The sequence below is a fragment of the Aquipseudomonas guryensis genome, from assembly GCF_014164785.1.
Classification (GTDB): domain Bacteria; phylum Pseudomonadota; class Gammaproteobacteria; order Pseudomonadales; family Pseudomonadaceae; genus Aquipseudomonas; species Aquipseudomonas guryensis.
In genome coordinates this window covers 1,430,881-1,449,168 of the sequence record NZ_JACJFN010000001.1, presented here as the reverse complement: position 1 = coordinate 1,449,168, position 18,288 = coordinate 1,430,881, and the positions used below count along the sequence as shown (strand labels likewise).

Sequence of the window (18,288 nt, the reverse complement as noted above, 5' to 3'; positions counted from 1 at the left end):
GCGGGCCTTTTTACCGCCGGAGCTGTGACTTCTTCTATGCGAATTCTGATCACTGGCGGTGCCGGCTTTATCGGCTCCGCATTGGTTCGTCACCTACTGGTCGGCACGGATCACGAAGTACTCAACCTCGACAAACTCACCTATGCCGGCAACCTTGAGTCACTCGCCTCCGTCGAGAACCACCCGCACTACCAGTTCGTCCAGGCCGACATCGGCGACCGCGAGACCGTCGGTCGGGCACTGCGCGAGTTCCAGCCAGACGCCATCATGCACCTGGCTGCCGAATCCCACGTCGACCGTTCCATCGACGGACCTGGTGAGTTCATCCAGACCAACATCGTCGGTACCTATCAGTTGCTGGAAGCCACTCGCACCTATTGGTCGAGCCTGCCGGATGAGCGCAAACAGGCGTTCCGCTTCCACCATATTTCCACCGACGAGGTTTACGGCGATCTGCATGGCGCGGACGACCTGTTCACTGAAACCACGCCCTACGCCCCCAGCTCGCCCTACTCGGCCAGCAAGGCAGCCTCCGACCACTTGGTACGTGCCTGGCAGCGCACATACGGCCTGCCGGTATTGCTGACCAACTGCTCAAACAACTACGGGCCGTTCCACTTCCCGGAAAAGCTGATCCCGCTGGTGATTCTCAACGCCCTGGATGGCAAGCCACTGCCCGTCTACGGCGACGGTTTGCAGGTGCGCGACTGGCTGTTCGTCGAAGACCATGCCCGCGCGCTGATCAAGGTGGTCAGCGAAGGCCAGGTTGGCGAGACCTATAACATCGGCGGGCATAACGAGCAAAAGAACATCGACGTGGTGCGCGCCATCTGCGCCCTGCTGGAAGAGCTGGCGCCGGGCAAACCAGCAGGCCTGGGCCGTTACGAAGACCTGATTACTTTCGTCAAGGATCGCCCTGGCCACGACCAGCGCTACGCCATTGATGCCGGCAAGATCGAGCGCGAGCTCGGCTGGGTGCCGCAGGAAACCTTTGCCAGCGGCCTGCGCAAGACCGTGCAGTGGTACCTGGATAATCTCGAATGGTGCCGCCACGTACAGGACGGCAGCTATCAACGTGAACGCCTTGGAGCCTCAGCATGAAAGGAATCATCCTCGCCGGTGGTTCCGGCACTCGCCTACACCCCATCACTCTGGGCGTGTCCAAGCAACTGCTGCCGATCTACGATAAACCGATGATCTATTACCCGATCTCGGTGCTGATGCTGGCCGGTATCCGCGAAATCCTGATCATCTCCACCCCGCACGATCTGCCGCAGTTCGAGAAGATGCTCGGCGACGGCAGCCAGTTCGGCGTGCGTTTCAGCTACGCCGCGCAGCCCTCACCAGATGGCCTGGCCCAGGCTTTCCTGATCGGTGAAGAATTCATTGGCAAGGATCCGGTGTGCCTGATCCTGGGTGACAACATCTTCCACGGCCAGCACTTCAGCGAAATGCTCCTGCGTGCAGCAGCCGAGCCCAGTGGCGCTTCCGTGTTCGGCTACTGGGTCAGCGACCCGGAGCGCTTCGGCGTGGTCGAGTTCGACGCCCAGGGCAGAGCCATCTCCATCGAGGAGAAGCCCAAGCAGCCCAAGTCCAGCTATGCGGTGACCGGCCTGTATTTCTACGACAACGACGTCATCGAGATTGCCAAGGCGGTCAAGCCGTCGCCACGCGGCGAGCTGGAAATCACCGACGTAAACAACGCCTACCTGCAGCGCGGTGACTTGCGCGTGGAGCGCTTTGGTCGCGGCTTCGCCTGGCTCGACACCGGCACCCATGACAGCCTGTTGGAAGCCTCGCAATATGTGCAGACCATCGAGCACCGCCAGGGCCTGAAAGTCGCCTGCCTGGAAGAGATCGCCTTCCAGCATGGCTGGATCGACCGTGAGCAGCTGCTCAGCCAGGCCAAGGCCTTCGGCAAGACCGGCTATGGCCAGTACCTCTACCAACTGGCCGGAGAGCATCCATGAAGGTGATAGCGACCGAACTGCCGGAAGTGCTGATCCTTGAGCCCAAGGTGTTCGGCGACGAGCGTGGCTTCTTCTACGAAAGCTTCAACGCCAAGGCCTTTGCCGAAGCCACCGGCCTGCAGCGCGAGTTCGTTCAGGACAACCACTCGCGCTCGCAGCGCGGCGTGTTGCGCGGCCTGCACTATCAAGTCGAGCAGTCCCAAGGCAAGCTGGTGCGCGTCACCGTCGGTGAAGTGCTGGATGTGGCGGTGGATATCCGCCGCAGCTCGGCCAACTTCGGCAAGTGGGTTGGCGTGCGCCTATCGGCAGAGAACAAGCGCCAGCTCTGGGTGCCGGAAGGCTTTGCCCACGGTTTCGTGGTACTCAGCGAGCATGCCGAATTTCTCTACAAGACCACCGACTACTACGCCCCGGCCCACGAACGCTCGATTCGCTGGGACGATCCGACCCTGGCCATCGACTGGCAGCTCGACGGCACACCACAACTGTCGGCCAAGGACCTGGCCGGCAAGAGCCTGCAAGACGCCGAGCTATTTCCATGAAAGTGCTGATCACCGGCCGCCACGGCCAGGTTTCCCGCGAGCTGCAGCTGAGCCTGGCCGATAAAGCCGAGCTGCTGGTACTCGGCCAGGAACAGCTGAACCTGGCCGACAGCGAGGCGATCCGCCGTCAGGTGCGCGCACTGCGCCCGGACCTGATCATCAACGCTGCAGCGCACACCGCGGTGGATCAGGCCGAGAGCGAGCCGGACCTGGCCTTCGCCATCAACGCCCAGGCGCCCGGCGTGCTGGCCGAGGAAGCAGCAGCGCTGGATGTGCCACTGATCCACTACTCCACCGACTATGTGTTCGATGGCAGCAAGGATGGAGCCTACCGCGAAGACGATGTCACCGGCCCGCTGGGCGTCTACGGACGCAGCAAGCTGGCGGGCGAAGAAGCTATCCGCAAGGTCGGCGGCCAGCACCTGATCCTGCGCACCAGCTGGGTCTACTCGCTGCATGGCAAGAACTTCCTGCTGACCATGCAGCGCCTGCTGCAGGAGCGCGAGGAGCTGCGCGTGGTTGCCGACCAGATCGGCGCACCGACCTGGGCCGGCAGCATTGCCCGCGCCACTGGCGAGCTGATCCAGCACTGGCAGAACGGTCAGGCCGGCCCCTGGGGCACCTATCACCTCAGCGGCCTGGGCGAAACTTCCTGGTTCGCTTTTGCCAGTGCCATCGGCGAGCAACTGCGCCTGCAGGGCAAACCCTGCGCACGCCTGCAACCGATCCCCTCGAGCGCTTACCCGACGCCAGCGCAGCGCCCGCTCAATTCGCGCCTGGACTGTTCGCGACTGCAACGCGAATGGCACATCCGCCTACCCAACTGGCATGACGCACTGCTGGAGTGCCTGGCCAATCCGCGCTGAGATTCTGCAGTGCATAATGCGTCTGTCCCTCAAGCGCAGTGCGACATGACCCCGACTCCGACACCCCGCCGCCCCCGTTGGCGCAGCCTGGCCCTGCTGGCGTTGCTGCTCGCGCCATTACTGTGGCCGCTGCAGCAACTGGCCGAGCGCTACTACCGCGACGAGCTGATCGAGCAGAACCGCCAGACCCTCGATCTGTATGTCGCCAACCTGCTCGGCACGCTACGGCGCTTCGAGGTCCTGCCGAATATCCTCGCCGACCTGCCACCCCTGCGCGCGCTGCTCGCCACGCCAGACGACCGTGCCCAGCAGGACCGGGCCAACCGCCTGCTGACCCGGGTACGCGAGGAAACCGGCGCGGATGTGATCTACCTGATGAGCCCTCAGGGCATAACCCTGACCTCGTCCAACTGGGACCAGCAGGACAGCTTCGTCGGCCGCGACTTCACCTATCGCCCGTATTTCCGCGAGGCGCTGGCCGGCAAGCAGGGCCGCTTCTTCGGCCTCGGCACCACCTCGCGCAAGCGTGGCTACTTCTTCTCCAGTCCCGTGCGCGACGGCGAGCGGGTAATTGGCATCCTGGTGGTCAAGGTCGACCTGGACGACGCCGAGTCGCTGTGGGGCAATACCCCGGAACAGCTGATGGTCACCGACAGCAACGGCGTCGTGATCATCTCCTCGCACCGCGACTGGCGCTTCCGTGCCACCCGGCCGCTGGATAACGCCGAGCGCGCCGCCATCGCCGCCAACCAACCCTACCCGACCCAGGCGCCTACGCCACTGCAACTGGACGACAGTGCCTGGCTGATCCAGAGCCGCGCGCTGCAAGAGACCGGGCTGACCGCCAGCATCCTTGCCCCGCGCCAGCTGGTCGAGCGCCCGGTGCGCACCGCCGTGGCCATTGGCGCCGCCAGCCTACTGGCGCTGCTCGCCTTGCTCGGTCTGCTGCTGCAACGCCGCCGTCACTATATAGAGCGCATCGCTCTGGATGCGCGGGCCAAGCGCGAACTGGAGATCCGCGTGCTGGAGCGCACCCACGATCTGGAAACCCTGAACGACCGCCTCAAGGATGAAGTGCTGGAGCGCGAACAGGCTCAACAGGAGCTGCTACGCACCCAGGACGAGCTGGTCCAGGCCGGCAAGCTGAGCGCGCTGGGCACCATGAGCGCGAGCATCAGCCACGAGCTCAACCAGCCGCTAGCGGCGATCCGCAGTTATGCCGACAACGCCGGCGTGCTGCTCGACCACCAGCGCACTGATGAGGCGCGCGGTAACCTCAAGCAGATCAGTGAGCTGACCGGGCGCATGGCCTCGATCATCGCCCATCTGCGCGCTTTCGCCCGGCGCGACCGCCATGCGCCGGAAAGCGTGGCCCTGCAACCAGCGCTGGATGATGCCCTGGCCCTGCTGGCCAAGCGTCGCCGGGCGCTGGACGTGGAGCTGATCCGCGACCTGCCTGAGGCCACCCTGTGGGTCCAGGCCGGCGAAACGCGACTGCGCCAGGTACTCGGCAATCTGCTGGCCAATGCCTGCGATGCGCTCAGCGAGAAGGCGCCACCGCGACGCATGTGGCTGAGTGCCGAAAGCACGCCGACTGGCGTCAACCTGATCCTGCGTGACAATGGCCCGGGGTTCTCCGCCCAGGCTCTGGAGCATGCGCGCGAGCCGTTCTTCACCACCAAGACTAGCACCCAGGGCCTCGGCCTCGGCCTGGCCATCTGCGAGACACTGATGCGCGCCCTGGGCGGCGAGTTACTGCTGGCCAACCACCCCGACGGCGGCGCGCAGATCACCCTGCAGCTGCGCCATGCCACTCCGGGCGCCAACCTGGCTGCAACCGAGGAGTTTTCATGAGCAGTGTCATCGACAGCCGCATCCAGATCCTGCTGATCGACGACGATGCCCACCTGCGTCAGGCGCTGGCGCAGACCCTCGACCTCGCCGGCTTCCGCGTCGAGGCCCTGGCCGATGCCCAGGGCGTGGCCCAGCGCATCCCGGCCGACTGGCCGGGCGTGGTGGTCAGCGATATCCGCATGCCCGGCATCGACGGCCTGCAATTGCTGCAGCAGCTGCACGAACAGGACAGCGAGCTGCCGGTGCTGCTGATCACCGGCCACGGCGACGTGCCGCTGGCGGTGCAGGCCATGCGCGCCGGTGCCTACGACTTTCTGGAGAAGCCCTTCGCCAGCGACGCGCTGCTCGACAGCGTGCGCCGCGCCCTGGAACTGCGCCGCCTGGTGCTGGACAACCGCAGCCTGCGCCTGGCCCTAGCCGACCGTAACCAGCTCGCTACGCGCCTGCTCGGCCAGTCGCCGGCCATGCAGCGCCTGCGCGAACAGGTTGGCGCCCTGGCGGCGATCAACAGCGATGTGCTGATACTCGGCGAGACCGGCGCCGGCAAGGAAGTGGTGGCGCGCGCCCTGCACGACCTCTCCGCGCGCAAGAATGGGCCGTTCGTTGCCATCAACGCCGGCGCCCTCGCCGAGTCGGTGGTCGAGAGCGAATTGTTCGGTCATGAGCCAGGCGCCTTCACCGGCGCACAAAAACGGCGCATCGGTAAGTTCGAATTCGCCAATGGCGGCACCCTGTTCCTCGACGAGATCGAGAGCATGAGCGCCGATGTACAGGTCAAACTGCTGCGCCTGCTGCAGGAGCGGGTGGTCGAACGCCTCGGTGGCAACCAGCTGATCCCCCTGGATATCCGCGTGATTGCCGCGACCAAGGAAGACCTGCGCCAGGCGGCCGACCAGGGCCGCTTCCGCGCCGACCTGTATTACCGCCTGAACGTCGCACCACTGCGCATCCCGCCGCTGCGCGAGCGCGGCGAGGACATCCTGCAGCTGTTCCAGCACTATGCCGACAGCGCCAGCAGCCGCCACGGCCTGCCCAGCCGCAGCCTGCCGGTCGCCCAGCGCGCCCAGTTGCTGGGCCATGCCTGGCCGGGCAATGTGCGCGAGCTGCAGAACGCTGCCGAGCGCTTCGCCATCGGCCTGGAGCTGGGCCTCGACCGGCCGTCGGGCATGCAGGCCAGTGCCGCCAGCGGACAGAACCTCGGCGAACAGGTGGAGGCCTACGAGCGCGCGCTGATCAGTGCCGAGATGGCCAATGCGCATACCTCCCTGCGTAGCCTGGCCGAAGCCCTGGGCATCGCGCGCAAGACCCTGCACGACAAGTTGCGCAAGCATGGCCTGGATTTCGCAGGCAATAGTCCTGACGACGGGGACTGAATACCTGCAAGACCGCGAGTGACTCATCAGTCATAAACCTCGTCACCCTGGTATCCCGATTCATTTGAGTCGCCACCCGGCATTGCCGTATGGCTTGTGGAGCCTGTTGCTGTCGGATATCTCCCGACACCCCCTGCGCCCACCAGCCCTGCGTGCTACAGGTCGATTGCAGGAGTTCCATGTAATGTCCCGACTACCCGTCATCGTGGGTTTCGGCGGTTATAACGCCGCAGGCCGCAGTTCCTTCCACCACGGCTTCCGCCGCACCGTGCTGGAAACCCTGGACAACGCCGCACGCCAGCAGACCCTGGCCGGTCTGGCCGTGATGATGCAGCTGGTGCAGGTCATCGATGGCCGCTACCACAGCCTGGCCGGCGCCCCCCTGAGCCTGGCCGAGATCGAGGCGCAGCACGCCGAGGCGATCCTCGCCGGCACCCTGGTACGGCGCATCGAGAAGCGCTACCTGGATGTGGATGCCGCCCACTGGCAGAAGAGCCTGACCACCAGCAATGCCCAGTTCACCACCACGCGCAAGCAACTGCCCGAACCACTGCCGGCCAACTGGAGCGTCGAGTCCATCGACGAGCAACTGGTGCGGGTTACCCTGCATGACAGCTGCGAATTCAAGGTCGACAGCTATCGCGCCCTGCCGGTGAAGTCGGCCGGCCAGCTGCCCAGCGGCTTCGATCCCGCCGCGCTGTACCACTCGCACTTCCACCCGCGCGGCCTGCAGATGGCCGTGGTCGGCGCCACCGACGCCCTGCGCTCCATCGGCCTGCCGTGGAGCGACATCATGGCCCAGGTGCAACCGGATGAAGTGGCGGTGTTCGCTGGCAGCGGCATGAGCCAGATGGACGACAACGGTTTCGGCGGCATGCTGCAGGCGCGCCTCAAGGGCGGCCGGGTTACCGCCAAGCAGTGCCCGCTGGGCCTCAACAGCATGCCGGCGGACTTCATCAACGCCTATGTGCTGGGCAGTGTCGGCACCACCGGTAGCGTCACCGGCGCCTGCGCAACCTTCCTCTACAACCTGCAGAAAGGCATCGAACAGATCGCCAGCGGCCAGGCACGCGTGGTGCTGGTGGGCAACAGCGAGGCACCGATCACCCAGGAGTTCATCGACGGCTACGGCGCCATGGGCGCGCTGGCCACCGAGGAAGGCCTGCGCAAGATCGAGGGACGCGATGACGTCGACTTCCGCCGCGCCAGCCGCCCGTTCGGCGACAACTGCGGCTTCACCCTGTCCGAATCGGCGCAGTTCATCGTGCTGATGGACGATGAGCTGGCCCTGCAGCTGGGCGCCGATATCCACGGTGCGGTGACCGACGTGTTCATCAATGCCGATGGCTTCAAGAAGTCGATTTCCGCCCCCGGCCCCGGCAACTACCTGACCCTGGCCAAGGCTGTGGCCAGCGCCACCCAACTGCTCGGCAGCGAAGCCGTGCGCCAACGCAGCTTCGTCCACGCCCACGGCTCGAGCACCCCGGCCAACCGGGTCAGCGAATCGGAACTGCTCGACCGCGTGGCCGCCGCCTTCGGCATTGAGGCCTGGCCGGTGACCGCGGTGAAGGCCTTCGTCGGTCATTCCCTGGCACCGGCCAGCGGCGACCAGCTGATCTCGGCTCTCGGCACCTTTCACCACGGCCTGCTGCCAGGGCTGAAAACCATCGACAAGGTCGCCGACGACGTCCATCGCCAGCACATCAGCCTGGACGTGCGCGACCGCCGCATGGACGGCATGGAAGTGTGCTTCCTCAACTCCAAGGGCTTCGGTGGCAACAACGCCACCGGCGTCCTGCTGGCACCGCAGGTGGCCGAGCGCATGCTGCGCAAACGCCATGGCGAGGCAGCCTTCGCCGCCTGGCAGACCAAGCGCGAACACACCCGCGCCGCCGCCAGCCAGTATGACCAGCAGGCCCTGCTCGGCCAGTTCGACATCCTCTACAACTTCGGCCATGACCTGATCGATGACCAGCAGCTGCAGTTCAGCGCCGAAGGCATTCAGGTGCCGGGCTTTGCCCAGCCGCTGCGGTACAAGAAGGATGAGCGCTACGCCGATATGCTGTGAGTGAACATCGGCAGGCGCTAGGAGTTCTCGGTGCAGCTCCCTCTCCCTCCGGGAGAGGGGTGATTCAGCGGTGCAGCACGTACTGACCACTGAAACGCACTGCCTCGGCCTCGTCGGCCAGAATGCGACTATGTAGGCTGATGCGCGCCAGGCCACGGCGCCGGTAGAGGGCGAGGAACTTGTCCCACTGCGCAGCGGGCGGGGCGGTGCAGACTGCTAGGGCATCGCCGAGTACCGGTTGCAGGTAGTCGATCTGCCCTTGCTGGATGACGATATGGCCATCCGTCACACCTGCCTCGCGCAAGCGCAGGTGCAACCAGCCCCAGCCGGCCAGCACGGCACCGCAATACAGGCTGCCGCCGAACATGCTGCTCTTGTGATTGAGGTTGGCCGCCAGCGGCAGGCTCAGGTGCAGCTCGCTACCATCCCAACTGGACACCCCCAGACCGAGGGCCTGGGTCAGCGGAATGTCCTGGTGCAGCAGCTGCTCCAGGTAGCGGCAGGTGCCGTCCATCTCAGTCCAGCGCGCGGGCCAGCTGGACCAGCTCGGCACGCCAGGCGGCCGCCTGCGGTAGGCCGAGGAAGGACGGGTTGAGGTAGGACTCGCGCGCCTCGTAGGTCAGCGCCTCGCCCTTGAGGTCGAGCACTTCGCCACCGGCGCCTTCCAGCACGCCCTGGGCAGCCGCGGTGTCCCACTGCGAGGTCGGCGCCAGGCGCGGATAGCAGTCGGCATTGCCTTCGGCGAGCAGGCAGAACTTCAGCGAGCTGCCGACACTGGCCAACTGCAGATCGCCGAAACGCTCGGACAGGCCTTCGAGCAGACGCTCCTGGGCCGGACTGGAGTGGCGCTTGCTGGCCACCAGGGTGAAGGCCTCGGCCGGAGCCAGGCGCACGCTGATCGCCTGCGGCTCGCCGCCGGCTTCCATGCGCCAGGCACCCAGCCCGGTACCACCGTAGTAGCAGCGGCCATTGGCCGGGATGCCGACCACGCCGAACACCACCTGGCCGCGCTCGATCAGCGCCACGTTTACGGTGAATTCCTCGCTGCCGGATATGAATTCCTTGGTGCCATCCAGCGGGTCGACCAACCACCAGCGCTGCCAGGTCGCACGCTCGCTTAACGGAATCTCGCTGTCTTCTTCGGACAGCACCGGCACATCCGGCGCCAGCGCCAGCAAGCCGGCTTCGAGGATGTGGTGGGCGGCCAGGTCGGCAGCTGTCACCGGCGAGGCATCGGCCTTCTCGTTGACTACCACATCGTTGCGCCAATGCGGCAGGGTAGCCTGGCCGGCACGTTGCACCAGGGCGATGACCGCCGACAGATAGGGATGACTCACAGGTGAAACTCTCCGCGTTGGCTTAACAGGTCTCGGACCAGATAGAGGGCGGCCAGGGCGCGCCCCTCGGTGAATTGGGGGTGCTGCACCAGGCTGCTCAGCTCGCGCAGACTGACCTGATCAACCCGCAGCGGCTCGGGTTCGTCACCCGGCAGGCTTTCTTCATAGAGTTCACGGGCCAGGACCACCTGGATCTTCTGGCTCATGTAGCCGGGCGACAGACTCAGCTCGGCGATCCACTCCAGCTGACGGGCGCCGAAACCGGCCTCCTCCTTGAGTTCGCGATTGGCCGCATCGAGCACATCCTCGCCGGGCTCGACCAGGCCCTTGGGCAGCGACAGCTGGTAGTCGTCGGTACCGCCGCAGTATTCCTCGACCAGTACCGCATGCTCGGCATCGAGCATCGCCACCACCATCACCGCGCCATAACCGGAACCCTTGCCGACCAGACGTTCGTAGGTGCGTTCGACGCCGTTGGCGAAGCGCAGCTGCAGTTCCTCGACGCGGAACAGGCGGCTGCTCGCAACGATCTCGCGGGCCAGCACGACAGGTTTCTCACGCATGGGATCACTCCTTGAAACGAACGAGTATCATACCCTGCTGATCCGGATTGTCCGTGGCGGATATTGCATCCGTACACCTCTGTTAACCATTTCACGCAAGAACTCATCATGCCACTGCTGCCTTGGGCCGATATCGATACCGTCCTGCTGGATATGGACGGCACCCTGCTCGACCTGCACTTCGACAACCACTTCTGGCTGGAACACCTGCCGCAGCGCTATGCCGAATTGCATGGCACCAGCCGCGCCGCCGCCGAGGCCGAACTGCTGCCGTTGTTCCGTGAGCATGCCGGCCAGCTGTCCTGGTACTGCACCGATTTCTGGAGTCGCGAACTGAACCTCTCGGTACGCGAGCTGAAGCGTGAAGTGGCCCACCTGATCGCCCTGCGCCCGGATGCCGACACCTTTCTCAAGACCCTGCGCGACGCCGGCAAGCGTGTGGCACTGATCACCAACGCCCACCGCGACTCGCTGTCGCTGAAGCTGGAGCGGGTCGAGCTGGCGCCCTACTTCGACCGCCTGATCAGCTCCCACGACTATGGCTTTCCCAAGGAAGACCAGCAGTTCTGGTTCGCCCTGCAACAGGACTTCCCCTTCGATCCGGCGCGCAGCCTGTTCATCGACGACAGCCTGCCGATCCTGCGCAGCGCCGGGCGCTTCGGCGTTGCCCAGCTGCTGGCCGTGCGCCAACCGGACAGCCGCAAGGACGCCAAGGACACCGAGGAATTCGCCGCAGTGGAGGACTACCGGCTGCTCTGCGCGGATCTGCAGGCGTCCGGCTAACTTGGCCTGACTCGCTGACGGGCCGCGAGTTCGCCAAGCCGCAGCAATTTTTCCGAGGCCGTGAAGTGCCTCGCAAGCCCCGCACTTAGCACTTGTCTGCCCGCCGCGCGCTGGCAGGATGCGCGCGTTACCCACCCAGAGGTTTTGTATCCATGAAGTATTCCTCTCTGCTCCTGCTTTCCCTGAGCCTGGCCAGCGCCGGCGCATTGGCCGGCAACACCGAAGCCGGCGTCGGTGGCGCCCTCGGTGGCGTACTGGGCTCGGTGGTCGGCCAACAAGTCGGCGGCGATACCGGCGCCGCGATTGGTGCCGGGCTCGGCGGCGCAGCCGGCAGCGCGGTCGGCGCGGACAAGCGCAACCGTACCGAAGCAGCCATCGGCGGCGGCCTGGGCGCAGCGGGCGGCAATGTGATCGGGCAGAAGGTCGGCGGTGATACTGGCGGCCTGATCGGCGCCGCCGTCGGCGGTGGCGCTGGCGGCGCGCTGGGCAACGCCTATGGCGACAGCGACGACGGGCACGACAGTGATCGCCGCCGCTATTACAGCGACGACCATCACGACCACCACTACGGCAAGAAACACAAGAAGCACAAGAAACATCACCGTCACGATCACGACGACTGATCGGCAGACACAAAAAAGCCCGCGATTGCGGGCTTTTTCTTGGGCGTTGGAATCAGATCCCTTCGCGGCGCAGGGCCGACGCAGTGAAGTCGCCCTTGTTCAGCTTGACGTTGAAGTCATACATCGGCTCGTTGTTGTCGAGACCGTCGACGAAATAACGGTCACCCTTGAAGTCATAGATGGTTTCCAGGGTGCTACCGAACATCGGTACGTCGTAGTAGCTGATCGGATGGGCTTCTTGCAGGCCAACCAGGGCGCCGGTCTTGTCGTAAAGGTCGACGGCGAGGATCTGCCAGCTGTCTTCATCCAAGTAGAAACGACGCTTGGCATAAGGGTGGCTGTGGCCCTTGCGCAAGTCGGCCTCGACCACCCAGACGCGGTGCAGCTCGTAGCGCAGCAGCTCGGGGTTGACGCTCTTGGCCTGGAGAATCTTCTCGTAGGGGATGCCTTTCTGGTGTACGGCGTAGCTGTTGTACGGCATCAGCATTTCCTGCTTGCCGACCAGCTTCCACTCGTAACGATCCGGGGCGCCGTTATAGGCGTCGACCACGTCGGCAGTGGCCATGCCGTTGGTGTCTGGCTGCATGGCCTCATAGGCCAGCATCGGCAGACGACGTACGCGCCGCTCGCCACGGCTGAAGCGCCAGGCCTTGCGGATCGCCAGAACCTGGTCGAGGGTTTCCTGGACCACCAGCGAAGAGCCGGACAACTTGCTCGGTGCGGTCACCACGTACTTGTAGAAGAACAGGGTGTTGTCCAGATCGGCCGGGGTCACCCCTTCACGGCCATAGACGAAGAGAATGTCACGGTCGCGCTTGAGCAGGGTGTAGTCGCCGTTGGCCAGCACCGCTGCCTGATTGGTGATCATGCGGATCTGGTCACCGCGGTAACGCATGATGTGGTTCCAGATCGCCTCGGTGCCATTCTGCGGGAACGGGAACGGGATGCCGGCCGCGGTGCCCTCGACCCCGTTGCCACCGGAAATCATGCTGGCATTGCTGGCGTTGTAGCGCGTGGCGTCATAGATACGCTGGGGCGCGGCAGCACTGCGGTGCGTCGGGTAGATGCTGAGGAAGTAGTCCGGATGCTTTTCCAGCAGTTTTTGAAAGCCCGGAGCCAACTGGGCCTTGTACTGCGCCTGGTTGCTGGCGTCGACACGATAGAGGGGCTTATCGGCCGCATACGGATCGGGGTGGTGCATGCCCGGCTGAAAACTGGCCGGCGGCGTACTCAGGCCACCTTCCCAGGACGGGATGGTGCCGGCAGCGTTACCGGCACGCTCGCCGCCCAACGGCATCAGGTCTTGTCCCAGGCGGGCAGCCTGGGCGGCATCAACGCGCGCCTGGACAGGCAGCGCGGCGGCTGCCAACAGCAGAATTGCAATGGTTCTCAACACAGCGATCTCCTCGCAGCACGTCGTACGTGCCGCTGTTCTTTTTCTATAGCCAGTGTAGGCCGCACTTGCAGATAGCTATCGGGGTGAGGTGCAACGCCATCCTGGCGCCGGGTGGACCCGGTCGGTTCTACCCTGCTCCGCAGGGGCTGTTGATTCAGTCTATACGCTGGAACTTGAGATCCCAGACACCGTGACCGAGACGTTCGCCACGGCGCTCGAACTTGGTCACCGGGCGTTCGCTCGGGCGCTCCACGCAGCGCCCACCGGCCGCCAGGTTGCGGTAGCCGGGAGCCACGTTCATCACTTCGAGCATGTGCTCGGCATACTGCTCCCAATCAGTCGCCATGTGCAGCACGCCACCGATCTTCAGTTTCTGCCGCACCAGTTCGGCGAAAGCCGGTTGGACGATACGGCGCTTGTGATGACGCGATTTGTGCCAGGGATCTGGAAAGAACAGTAGCAGGCGATCGAGGCTGGCATCGGCCACGCAATCGCGCAGCACTTCCAGAGCATCGCAGCTGTACACGCGAATGTTGCTCAGATTCTGCGTGAGCATGCCGTTGAGCAGCGCGCCGACGCCCGGCTTGTGCACTTCCACGCCGATGAAGTCCTGCTCCGGCGCGGCAGCGGCCATCTCCAGGGTCGCATGGCCCATGCCGAAACCGATCTCGAAGGTGCGTGGCGCACTGCGGCCGAATACCTGGTCGAAATCGCGCAGGCCATCTTCCAGCTGCAGGCCGAATTTCGGCCAGCCCAGATCGAGGCTACGTTGCTGGCCTTCGGTCATGCGCCCGGAGCGCATGACGAAACTCTTGATCGCGCGGTGTGGGCGCTCGGCAGCGCCGTCTTCGCACGGCTCGACTACTTCACTCATGGGGCTCTCTTAGCCTGTTTAGGGGGCTTACTTGATCAGGCCATCCAGCGGCGACGACGCGCTGGCGTACAACTTCTTCGGCATACGCCCGGCCAGATAGGCCATGCGCCCAGCGATGATCGCGTGCCTCATTGCCTCGCCCATCAGGATCGGGTTCTGCGCATGGGCGATGGCGCTGTTCATCAGCACCGCCTCGCAACCCAGTTCCATGGCGATGGTGGCGTCGGAAGCAGTGCCTACACCGGCATCCACCAGCACCGGCACCTTGGCCTCTTCGAGGATGATGCGCAGGTTGTAGGGGTTGCAGATGCCCAGACCGGTGCCGATCAGGCCGGCCAGCGGCATCACCGCGATGCAGCCCATGTCGGCCAGCTGACGGGCAATGATCGGGTCGTCACTGGTGTACACCATCACGTCAAAACCTTCCTTGACCAGCACTTCGACGGCCTTGAGGGTTTCGATCACATTGGGGAACAGGGTCTTCTGGTCGGCCAGCACTTCCAGCTTGACCAGTTTGTGGCCGTCGAGCAGTTCACGGGCCAGGCGGCAGGTGCGCACCGCTTCGGTTGCGTCATAGCAACCGGCGGTATTCGGCAGGATGGTGTACTTGTCCGGCGAGATCACATCGAGCAGGTTCGGCTCGCCTGGGTTCTGTCCGATATTGGTCCGGCGCACGGCCACGGTGACGATCTCGGCACCCGACGCCTCGATGGCCAGACGGGTTTCCTCGAGGTCCTTGTACTTGCCGGTGCCCACCAGCAGGCGCGACGCATAGGTGCGACCGGCCAGGGTAAAAGGCTTATCGATGATGGCGCTCATGGCAACTCCTCGCGGGCGGACTAGCCGCCGCCGATGGCGTGGACGACTTCCAGCTGGTCGCCGTCGCGCAGAACCGTGGTGGCGTGCTGGCTGCGCGGCACGATATCCAGATTGAGTTCGACCGCCACCCGCTTGCCGAGCGCATCCAGGCGTTCGAGCAGGTCTGCGACGGTGACGCCGTCCGGCAGCTCGAAGGATTCGCCGTTCAGTTGGATGTGCATGGCTGGGCAGTCAGAACATGAAAGGGTCGGCATTCTAGCCCGATCATGGGCAGCGACCAAGGTATATGGCCACCATTCATCTGCATGATAGTGACCCTGAGTCGTAACTGTTCCATCGCAACTCAGGCAGCGCGCCAGGCCGCCAATCCCAGACATAGCCAGCCACCGAGAAAGGCCAACCCGCCCAGCGGCGTGATCATGCCGAGCTTGCCGATGCCGCTGAGGGTCAAGGCATACAGGCTGCCGGAGAACAACAGAATGCCCAGGACGAACAGGCTGCCTGCCGCCGCCAGCAGGCGGCCCGGCAGATGCGCGGCCAGCAAGGCCACGCCGAATAGCGCCAGGGCATGCACCAGCTGGTACTGCACGCCCGTCTGGAACACCGCCAAGTACTCGGCACTCAGGCGCGCCTTGAGTCCGTGGGCAGCAAAAGCGCCCAGGGCCACCCCGGTGAAACCGGCACAGGCCGCCAGCAACAGAAAGATGCGAAGCATGAATCACTCCCGGACAGAGCCAATGTGGCCGCTATAATGGCCTGCCCCCAGCCTTCGGCCAAGCCAGTCCATGCTCCGTCGCCTATTTCGTCGCCTGTTCAAACTGCTGCTTTGGTTCGTCGTTGGCTCGGCGCTGTTGGTGCTCGCCTTGCGCTGGATAGACCCGCCAGGCACGGCATTGATGGTCGAGCGCAAGATCGAGTCCTGGCTGGATAGCAAACCCATCGACCTGCAGCGCAGCTGGCGCCCCTGGCAGGAGCTGCCGGACGACCTGAAGATCGCGGTGATCGCCGCCGAAGACCAGAAGTTCGCCGAGCACTGGGGCTTCGACCTCGCGGCCATTCAGCAAGCCCTGGCGCACAACGGCAAAGGCGGCAATCTGCGCGGCGCCAGCACCATCAGCCAGCAGGTGGCGAAGAACCTGTTCCTCTGGTCTGGCCGCAGTTGGCCACGCAAAGCCCTAGAAGCCTGGTTCACCGGTCTGATCGAGCTGTTCTGGCCGAAACAGCGGATTCTCGAGGTGTACCTCAACAGCGTCGAGTGGGGCGACGGCGTGTTCGGCGCCGAAGCTGCCGGGCGCCATCACTTTGGTGTCGGCGCGCCCTACCTGTCGCGCCAGCAGGCCAGCCTGCTGGCCGCCGTCCTACCCAACCCGCGTGCCTGGAACCCTCGCCGACCGGGGCCGCATGTGAGCCGGCGGGCCAACTGGATTCGCCAGCAGAGCTATCAGCTGGGCGGCAGCCACTACCTCAAGCAGCTGGCCCGGCCGCTGCCGGACTGGTGGCCGCAGTGGCTGCCGCGCCCCTGAGCTTTAACAGACCCCAGGCGATCAACGCCTGGCCGGTGAAGTAGCAGCTGACAATCACCAGCACTGCATGGGGAAACGGCTGGATGAACTTGTTCACCCCGATCAGCGAATCGGCGATGACGAACAGCATGGCGCCCAGCCACAGCGGCCCCGGCCGTTCCTCGACGCGCGCCGCGCTCAGCGCCATGGCCAGCAGACAGGCGAAGTAGAACGCCACCGGCACCTGCAGCGCACCGGTGCTCGGCAGCATCCATAGGGTCATACCGACGGCATAGGCGATCGCCGGCAGGCTCCACAACCAGCGCCTGGAGCGCCCGCGCCCCAGCAGTAAAAAGCCGGCGACGAAAGCCACTTGGTTGACCAGGAAGGCCAGCAGCGCCTGGATGAACAGGCCATCCCGGTTGCCGTAGTCGAGGAAGAAATCACCCGCAGCGGCCGCCACGAAGCCCAACCCCAGCCAGCGCCCGGCAGCCCCCGGATGAGCCCGCCAGACCAGCCAGGCGAACAGCAGCATCGGCAGCGGCTTGAGCAGCCAGCTCAGCGGGTAGGGTTGCAGCGGAATCAGGGCGGTGTACAGATAGCCGAGCAGCAGGGCGAGGAAATACGGCCAGCGGGACGTGATGGGCATGTCAGGCTCCGGTTCTTGTTATCTGCCGCGATCCTGCACCGACACGCCCGCGATCTCCAACCGCGACGCGCCAATCACCCCTGCCGCAGGCGTCAGAAAACCCAGGCAGAAAAAAGCCGCACCTGGGTGCGGCTTTCTCGAAGCGTGGCGCTTACGCCTGGATCGAGCCTTTCAGCTTATTCATGGCGTTCTTCTCCAGCTGGCGGATACGCTCGGCGGAGACGTTGTACTTAGCCGCCAGGTCATGCAGCGTGGACTTCTCCTCGGCCAGCCAGCGCTGGTAGAGGATGTCGCGACTGCGCTCATCCAGGCCTTCCAGAGCTTCGTGCAGGCCGGCAGTGGAACTGTCACTCCAGTCCGCCTCTTCCAGCTGACGGGCCGGGTCGTAGCGATGGTCTTCCAAGTAATGCGCCGGCGAGTGGAAGGCGCTGTCGTCATCGTCATCGGCGGCCGGATCGAAAGCCATGTCATGGCCTGACAGGCGGCTTTCCATCTCGCGCACTTCACGGACTTCGACACCCAGGCTGTCGGCCACGGCGTGCACTTCATCGTTGCTCAGCCAGGCCAGACGCTTCTTCTGGCTGCGCAGGTTGAAGAACAGCTTGCGCTGCGCCTTGGTGGTGGCGACCTTGACGATGCGCCAGTTGCGCAGGATGAACTCGTGAATCTCGGCCTTGATCCAGTGCACCGCGAAGGACACCAGACGTACGCCCATCTCCGGATTGAAGCGTTTGACCGCCTTCATCAGACCGACGTTGCCTTCCTGGATCAGGTCGGCCTGGGCCAGGCCGTAACCGGAGTAACTGCGAGCGATATGCACGACGAAGCGCAGGTGCGCCAACACCATCTGCCGGGCAGCCTCGAGATCCTGATGATAGAAGAGGCTGCCGGCCAGCTCGCGCTCCTGCTCGGGGGTCAGCAAGGGAATGCTGTTCACCGCGTGCACGTAGGCCTCCAGGTTTGCACCGGGGACTAGGGCATGGACAGGTTGCAGGGCTGTGGTCATGAAAAACCTCCAACTTTCAAAGCGGCCAGCAGTTTAGCACTGCGACCTACGACTGCAAGGGCC

The 18,288-nt window shown here is 64.7% G+C and carries 20 protein-coding genes; 10 read left to right on the top strand and 10 right to left on the bottom strand.

Translation table 11 applies throughout. From position 1 onward, the window contains the following. Positions 1–36: 36 nt before the first annotated feature. From rfbB to H3H45_RS06595, 7 genes are all read left to right on the top strand, one after another. Positions 37–1,101 (top strand): dTDP-glucose 4,6-dehydratase, encoded by a 1,065-nt coding sequence (gene rfbB / locus H3H45_RS06625; RefSeq protein ID WP_182832913.1) that lies wholly within the window; start codon positions 37–39, stop codon positions 1,099–1,101. Next, positions 1,098–1,970, top strand: a complete 873-nt coding sequence (gene rfbA / locus H3H45_RS06620; protein ID WP_182832912.1) for a glucose-1-phosphate thymidylyltransferase RfbA — start codon at positions 1,098–1,100, stop codon at positions 1,968–1,970. Before rfbB ends, rfbA begins: the two co-directional genes overlap by 4 nt. Beyond that, positions 1,967–2,512, top strand: a complete 546-nt coding sequence (gene rfbC / locus H3H45_RS06615) for a dTDP-4-dehydrorhamnose 3,5-epimerase (RefSeq protein ID WP_182832911.1) — start codon at positions 1,967–1,969, stop codon at positions 2,510–2,512. The genes rfbA and rfbC overlap by 4 nt, the downstream gene beginning before the upstream one ends. Further along, positions 2,509–3,378: a dTDP-4-dehydrorhamnose reductase gene (gene rfbD / locus H3H45_RS06610; RefSeq protein WP_182832910.1), complete on the top strand. Its 870-nt coding sequence runs from the start codon at positions 2,509–2,511 to the stop codon at positions 3,376–3,378. The genes rfbC and rfbD overlap by 4 nt, the downstream gene beginning before the upstream one ends. A gap of 45 nt (positions 3,379–3,423) precedes the next feature. Further along, positions 3,424–5,232, top strand: coding sequence for a sensor histidine kinase (locus H3H45_RS06605; RefSeq protein WP_182832909.1), 1,809 nt, complete (start codon positions 3,424–3,426; stop codon positions 5,230–5,232). Next, on the top strand, positions 5,229–6,605 hold the full coding sequence (locus H3H45_RS06600; RefSeq protein ID WP_182832908.1) for a sigma-54-dependent transcriptional regulator: 1,377 nt from the start codon (positions 5,229–5,231) through the stop codon (positions 6,603–6,605). The genes H3H45_RS06605 and H3H45_RS06600 overlap by 4 nt, the downstream gene beginning before the upstream one ends. Before the next feature lie 184 nt (positions 6,606–6,789). Beyond that, positions 6,790–8,673 (top strand): beta-ketoacyl synthase, encoded by a 1,884-nt coding sequence (locus H3H45_RS06595; protein ID WP_182832907.1) that lies wholly within the window; start codon positions 6,790–6,792, stop codon positions 8,671–8,673. A gap of 64 nt (positions 8,674–8,737) precedes the next feature. Here the strand turns inward: H3H45_RS06595 and H3H45_RS06590 are convergent, their stop codons facing one another. The 3 genes from H3H45_RS06590 to nudE are packed head-to-tail and all read right to left on the bottom strand — an operon-like array spanning position 8,738 to position 10,573. After that, positions 8,738–9,187 (bottom strand): thioesterase domain-containing protein, encoded by a 450-nt coding sequence (locus H3H45_RS06590; RefSeq protein ID WP_182832906.1) that lies wholly within the window; start codon positions 9,185–9,187, stop codon positions 8,738–8,740. A 1-nt stretch (position 9,188) separates the two neighbouring features. Continuing rightward, complete coding sequence (gene cysQ / locus H3H45_RS06585; protein ID WP_182832905.1) at positions 9,189–10,010, bottom strand: 3'(2'),5'-bisphosphate nucleotidase CysQ; 822 nt, start codon at positions 10,008–10,010, stop codon at positions 9,189–9,191. Next, positions 10,007–10,573 (bottom strand): ADP compounds hydrolase NudE, encoded by a 567-nt coding sequence (gene nudE / locus H3H45_RS06580; RefSeq protein WP_182832904.1) that lies wholly within the window; start codon positions 10,571–10,573, stop codon positions 10,007–10,009. Before nudE ends, cysQ begins: the two co-directional genes overlap by 4 nt. Positions 10,574–10,681: 108 nt before the next feature. On the opposite strand from nudE, the gene yrfG reads away from it, so the two are divergent. Continuing rightward, positions 10,682–11,356, top strand: coding sequence for a GMP/IMP nucleotidase (gene yrfG / locus H3H45_RS06575; protein ID WP_182832903.1), 675 nt, complete (start codon positions 10,682–10,684; stop codon positions 11,354–11,356). Positions 11,357–11,508: 152 nt separating this feature from the next. Beyond that, positions 11,509–11,979: a hypothetical protein gene (locus tag H3H45_RS06570; protein ID WP_182832902.1), complete on the top strand. Its 471-nt coding sequence runs from the start codon at positions 11,509–11,511 to the stop codon at positions 11,977–11,979. A 52-nt stretch (positions 11,980–12,031) separates the two neighbouring features. Here H3H45_RS06570 and H3H45_RS06565 read toward each other — a convergent pair whose 3' ends face one another. The 5 genes from H3H45_RS06565 to H3H45_RS06545 all read right to left on the bottom strand — a co-directional run bounded on the left by H3H45_RS06565 (position 12,032) and on the right by H3H45_RS06545 (position 15,783). Then, the gene (locus H3H45_RS06565; RefSeq protein ID WP_182832901.1) at positions 12,032–13,375 is read right to left on the bottom strand and encodes a DUF1329 domain-containing protein; all 1,344 of its coding nucleotides are present in this window, start codon (positions 13,373–13,375) and stop codon (positions 12,032–12,034) included. A 154-nt stretch (positions 13,376–13,529) separates the two neighbouring features. Then, complete coding sequence (trmB, locus tag H3H45_RS06560) at positions 13,530–14,249, bottom strand: tRNA (guanosine(46)-N7)-methyltransferase TrmB (RefSeq protein WP_182832900.1); 720 nt, start codon at positions 14,247–14,249, stop codon at positions 13,530–13,532. Positions 14,250–14,276: 27 nt separating this feature from the next. Next, complete coding sequence (locus H3H45_RS06555; protein ID WP_182832899.1) at positions 14,277–15,068, bottom strand: thiazole synthase; 792 nt, start codon at positions 15,066–15,068, stop codon at positions 14,277–14,279. Between the two features lie 20 nt (positions 15,069–15,088). After that, positions 15,089–15,289 (bottom strand): sulfur carrier protein ThiS, encoded by a 201-nt coding sequence (thiS, locus tag H3H45_RS06550; protein ID WP_182832898.1) that lies wholly within the window; start codon positions 15,287–15,289, stop codon positions 15,089–15,091. A gap of 122 nt (positions 15,290–15,411) precedes the next feature. After that, complete coding sequence (locus tag H3H45_RS06545; RefSeq protein ID WP_182832897.1) at positions 15,412–15,783, bottom strand: DUF423 domain-containing protein; 372 nt, start codon at positions 15,781–15,783, stop codon at positions 15,412–15,414. A gap of 70 nt (positions 15,784–15,853) precedes the next feature. Between H3H45_RS06545 and mtgA the strand changes: the two genes are divergently transcribed. Then, positions 15,854–16,591, top strand: coding sequence for a monofunctional biosynthetic peptidoglycan transglycosylase (gene mtgA, locus H3H45_RS06540; protein ID WP_182832896.1), 738 nt, complete (start codon positions 15,854–15,856; stop codon positions 16,589–16,591). Here mtgA and H3H45_RS06535 read toward each other — a convergent pair. Together H3H45_RS06535 and rpoH are read right to left on the bottom strand one after the other, a co-directional pair. Next, positions 16,533–17,219 carry a lysoplasmalogenase gene (locus tag H3H45_RS06535; protein ID WP_182832895.1) on the bottom strand — a complete coding sequence of 229 codons (687 nt, stop codon included), beginning with the start codon at positions 17,217–17,219 and terminating at the stop codon, positions 16,533–16,535. The two genes, mtgA and H3H45_RS06535, sit on opposite strands and share 59 nt — an antisense overlap. A gap of 151 nt (positions 17,220–17,370) precedes the next feature. After that, positions 17,371–18,225 carry an RNA polymerase sigma factor RpoH gene (gene rpoH, locus H3H45_RS06530; RefSeq protein ID WP_182832894.1) on the bottom strand — a complete coding sequence of 285 codons (855 nt, stop codon included), beginning with the start codon at positions 18,223–18,225 and terminating at the stop codon, positions 17,371–17,373. Positions 18,226–18,288 lie beyond the last annotated feature (63 nt).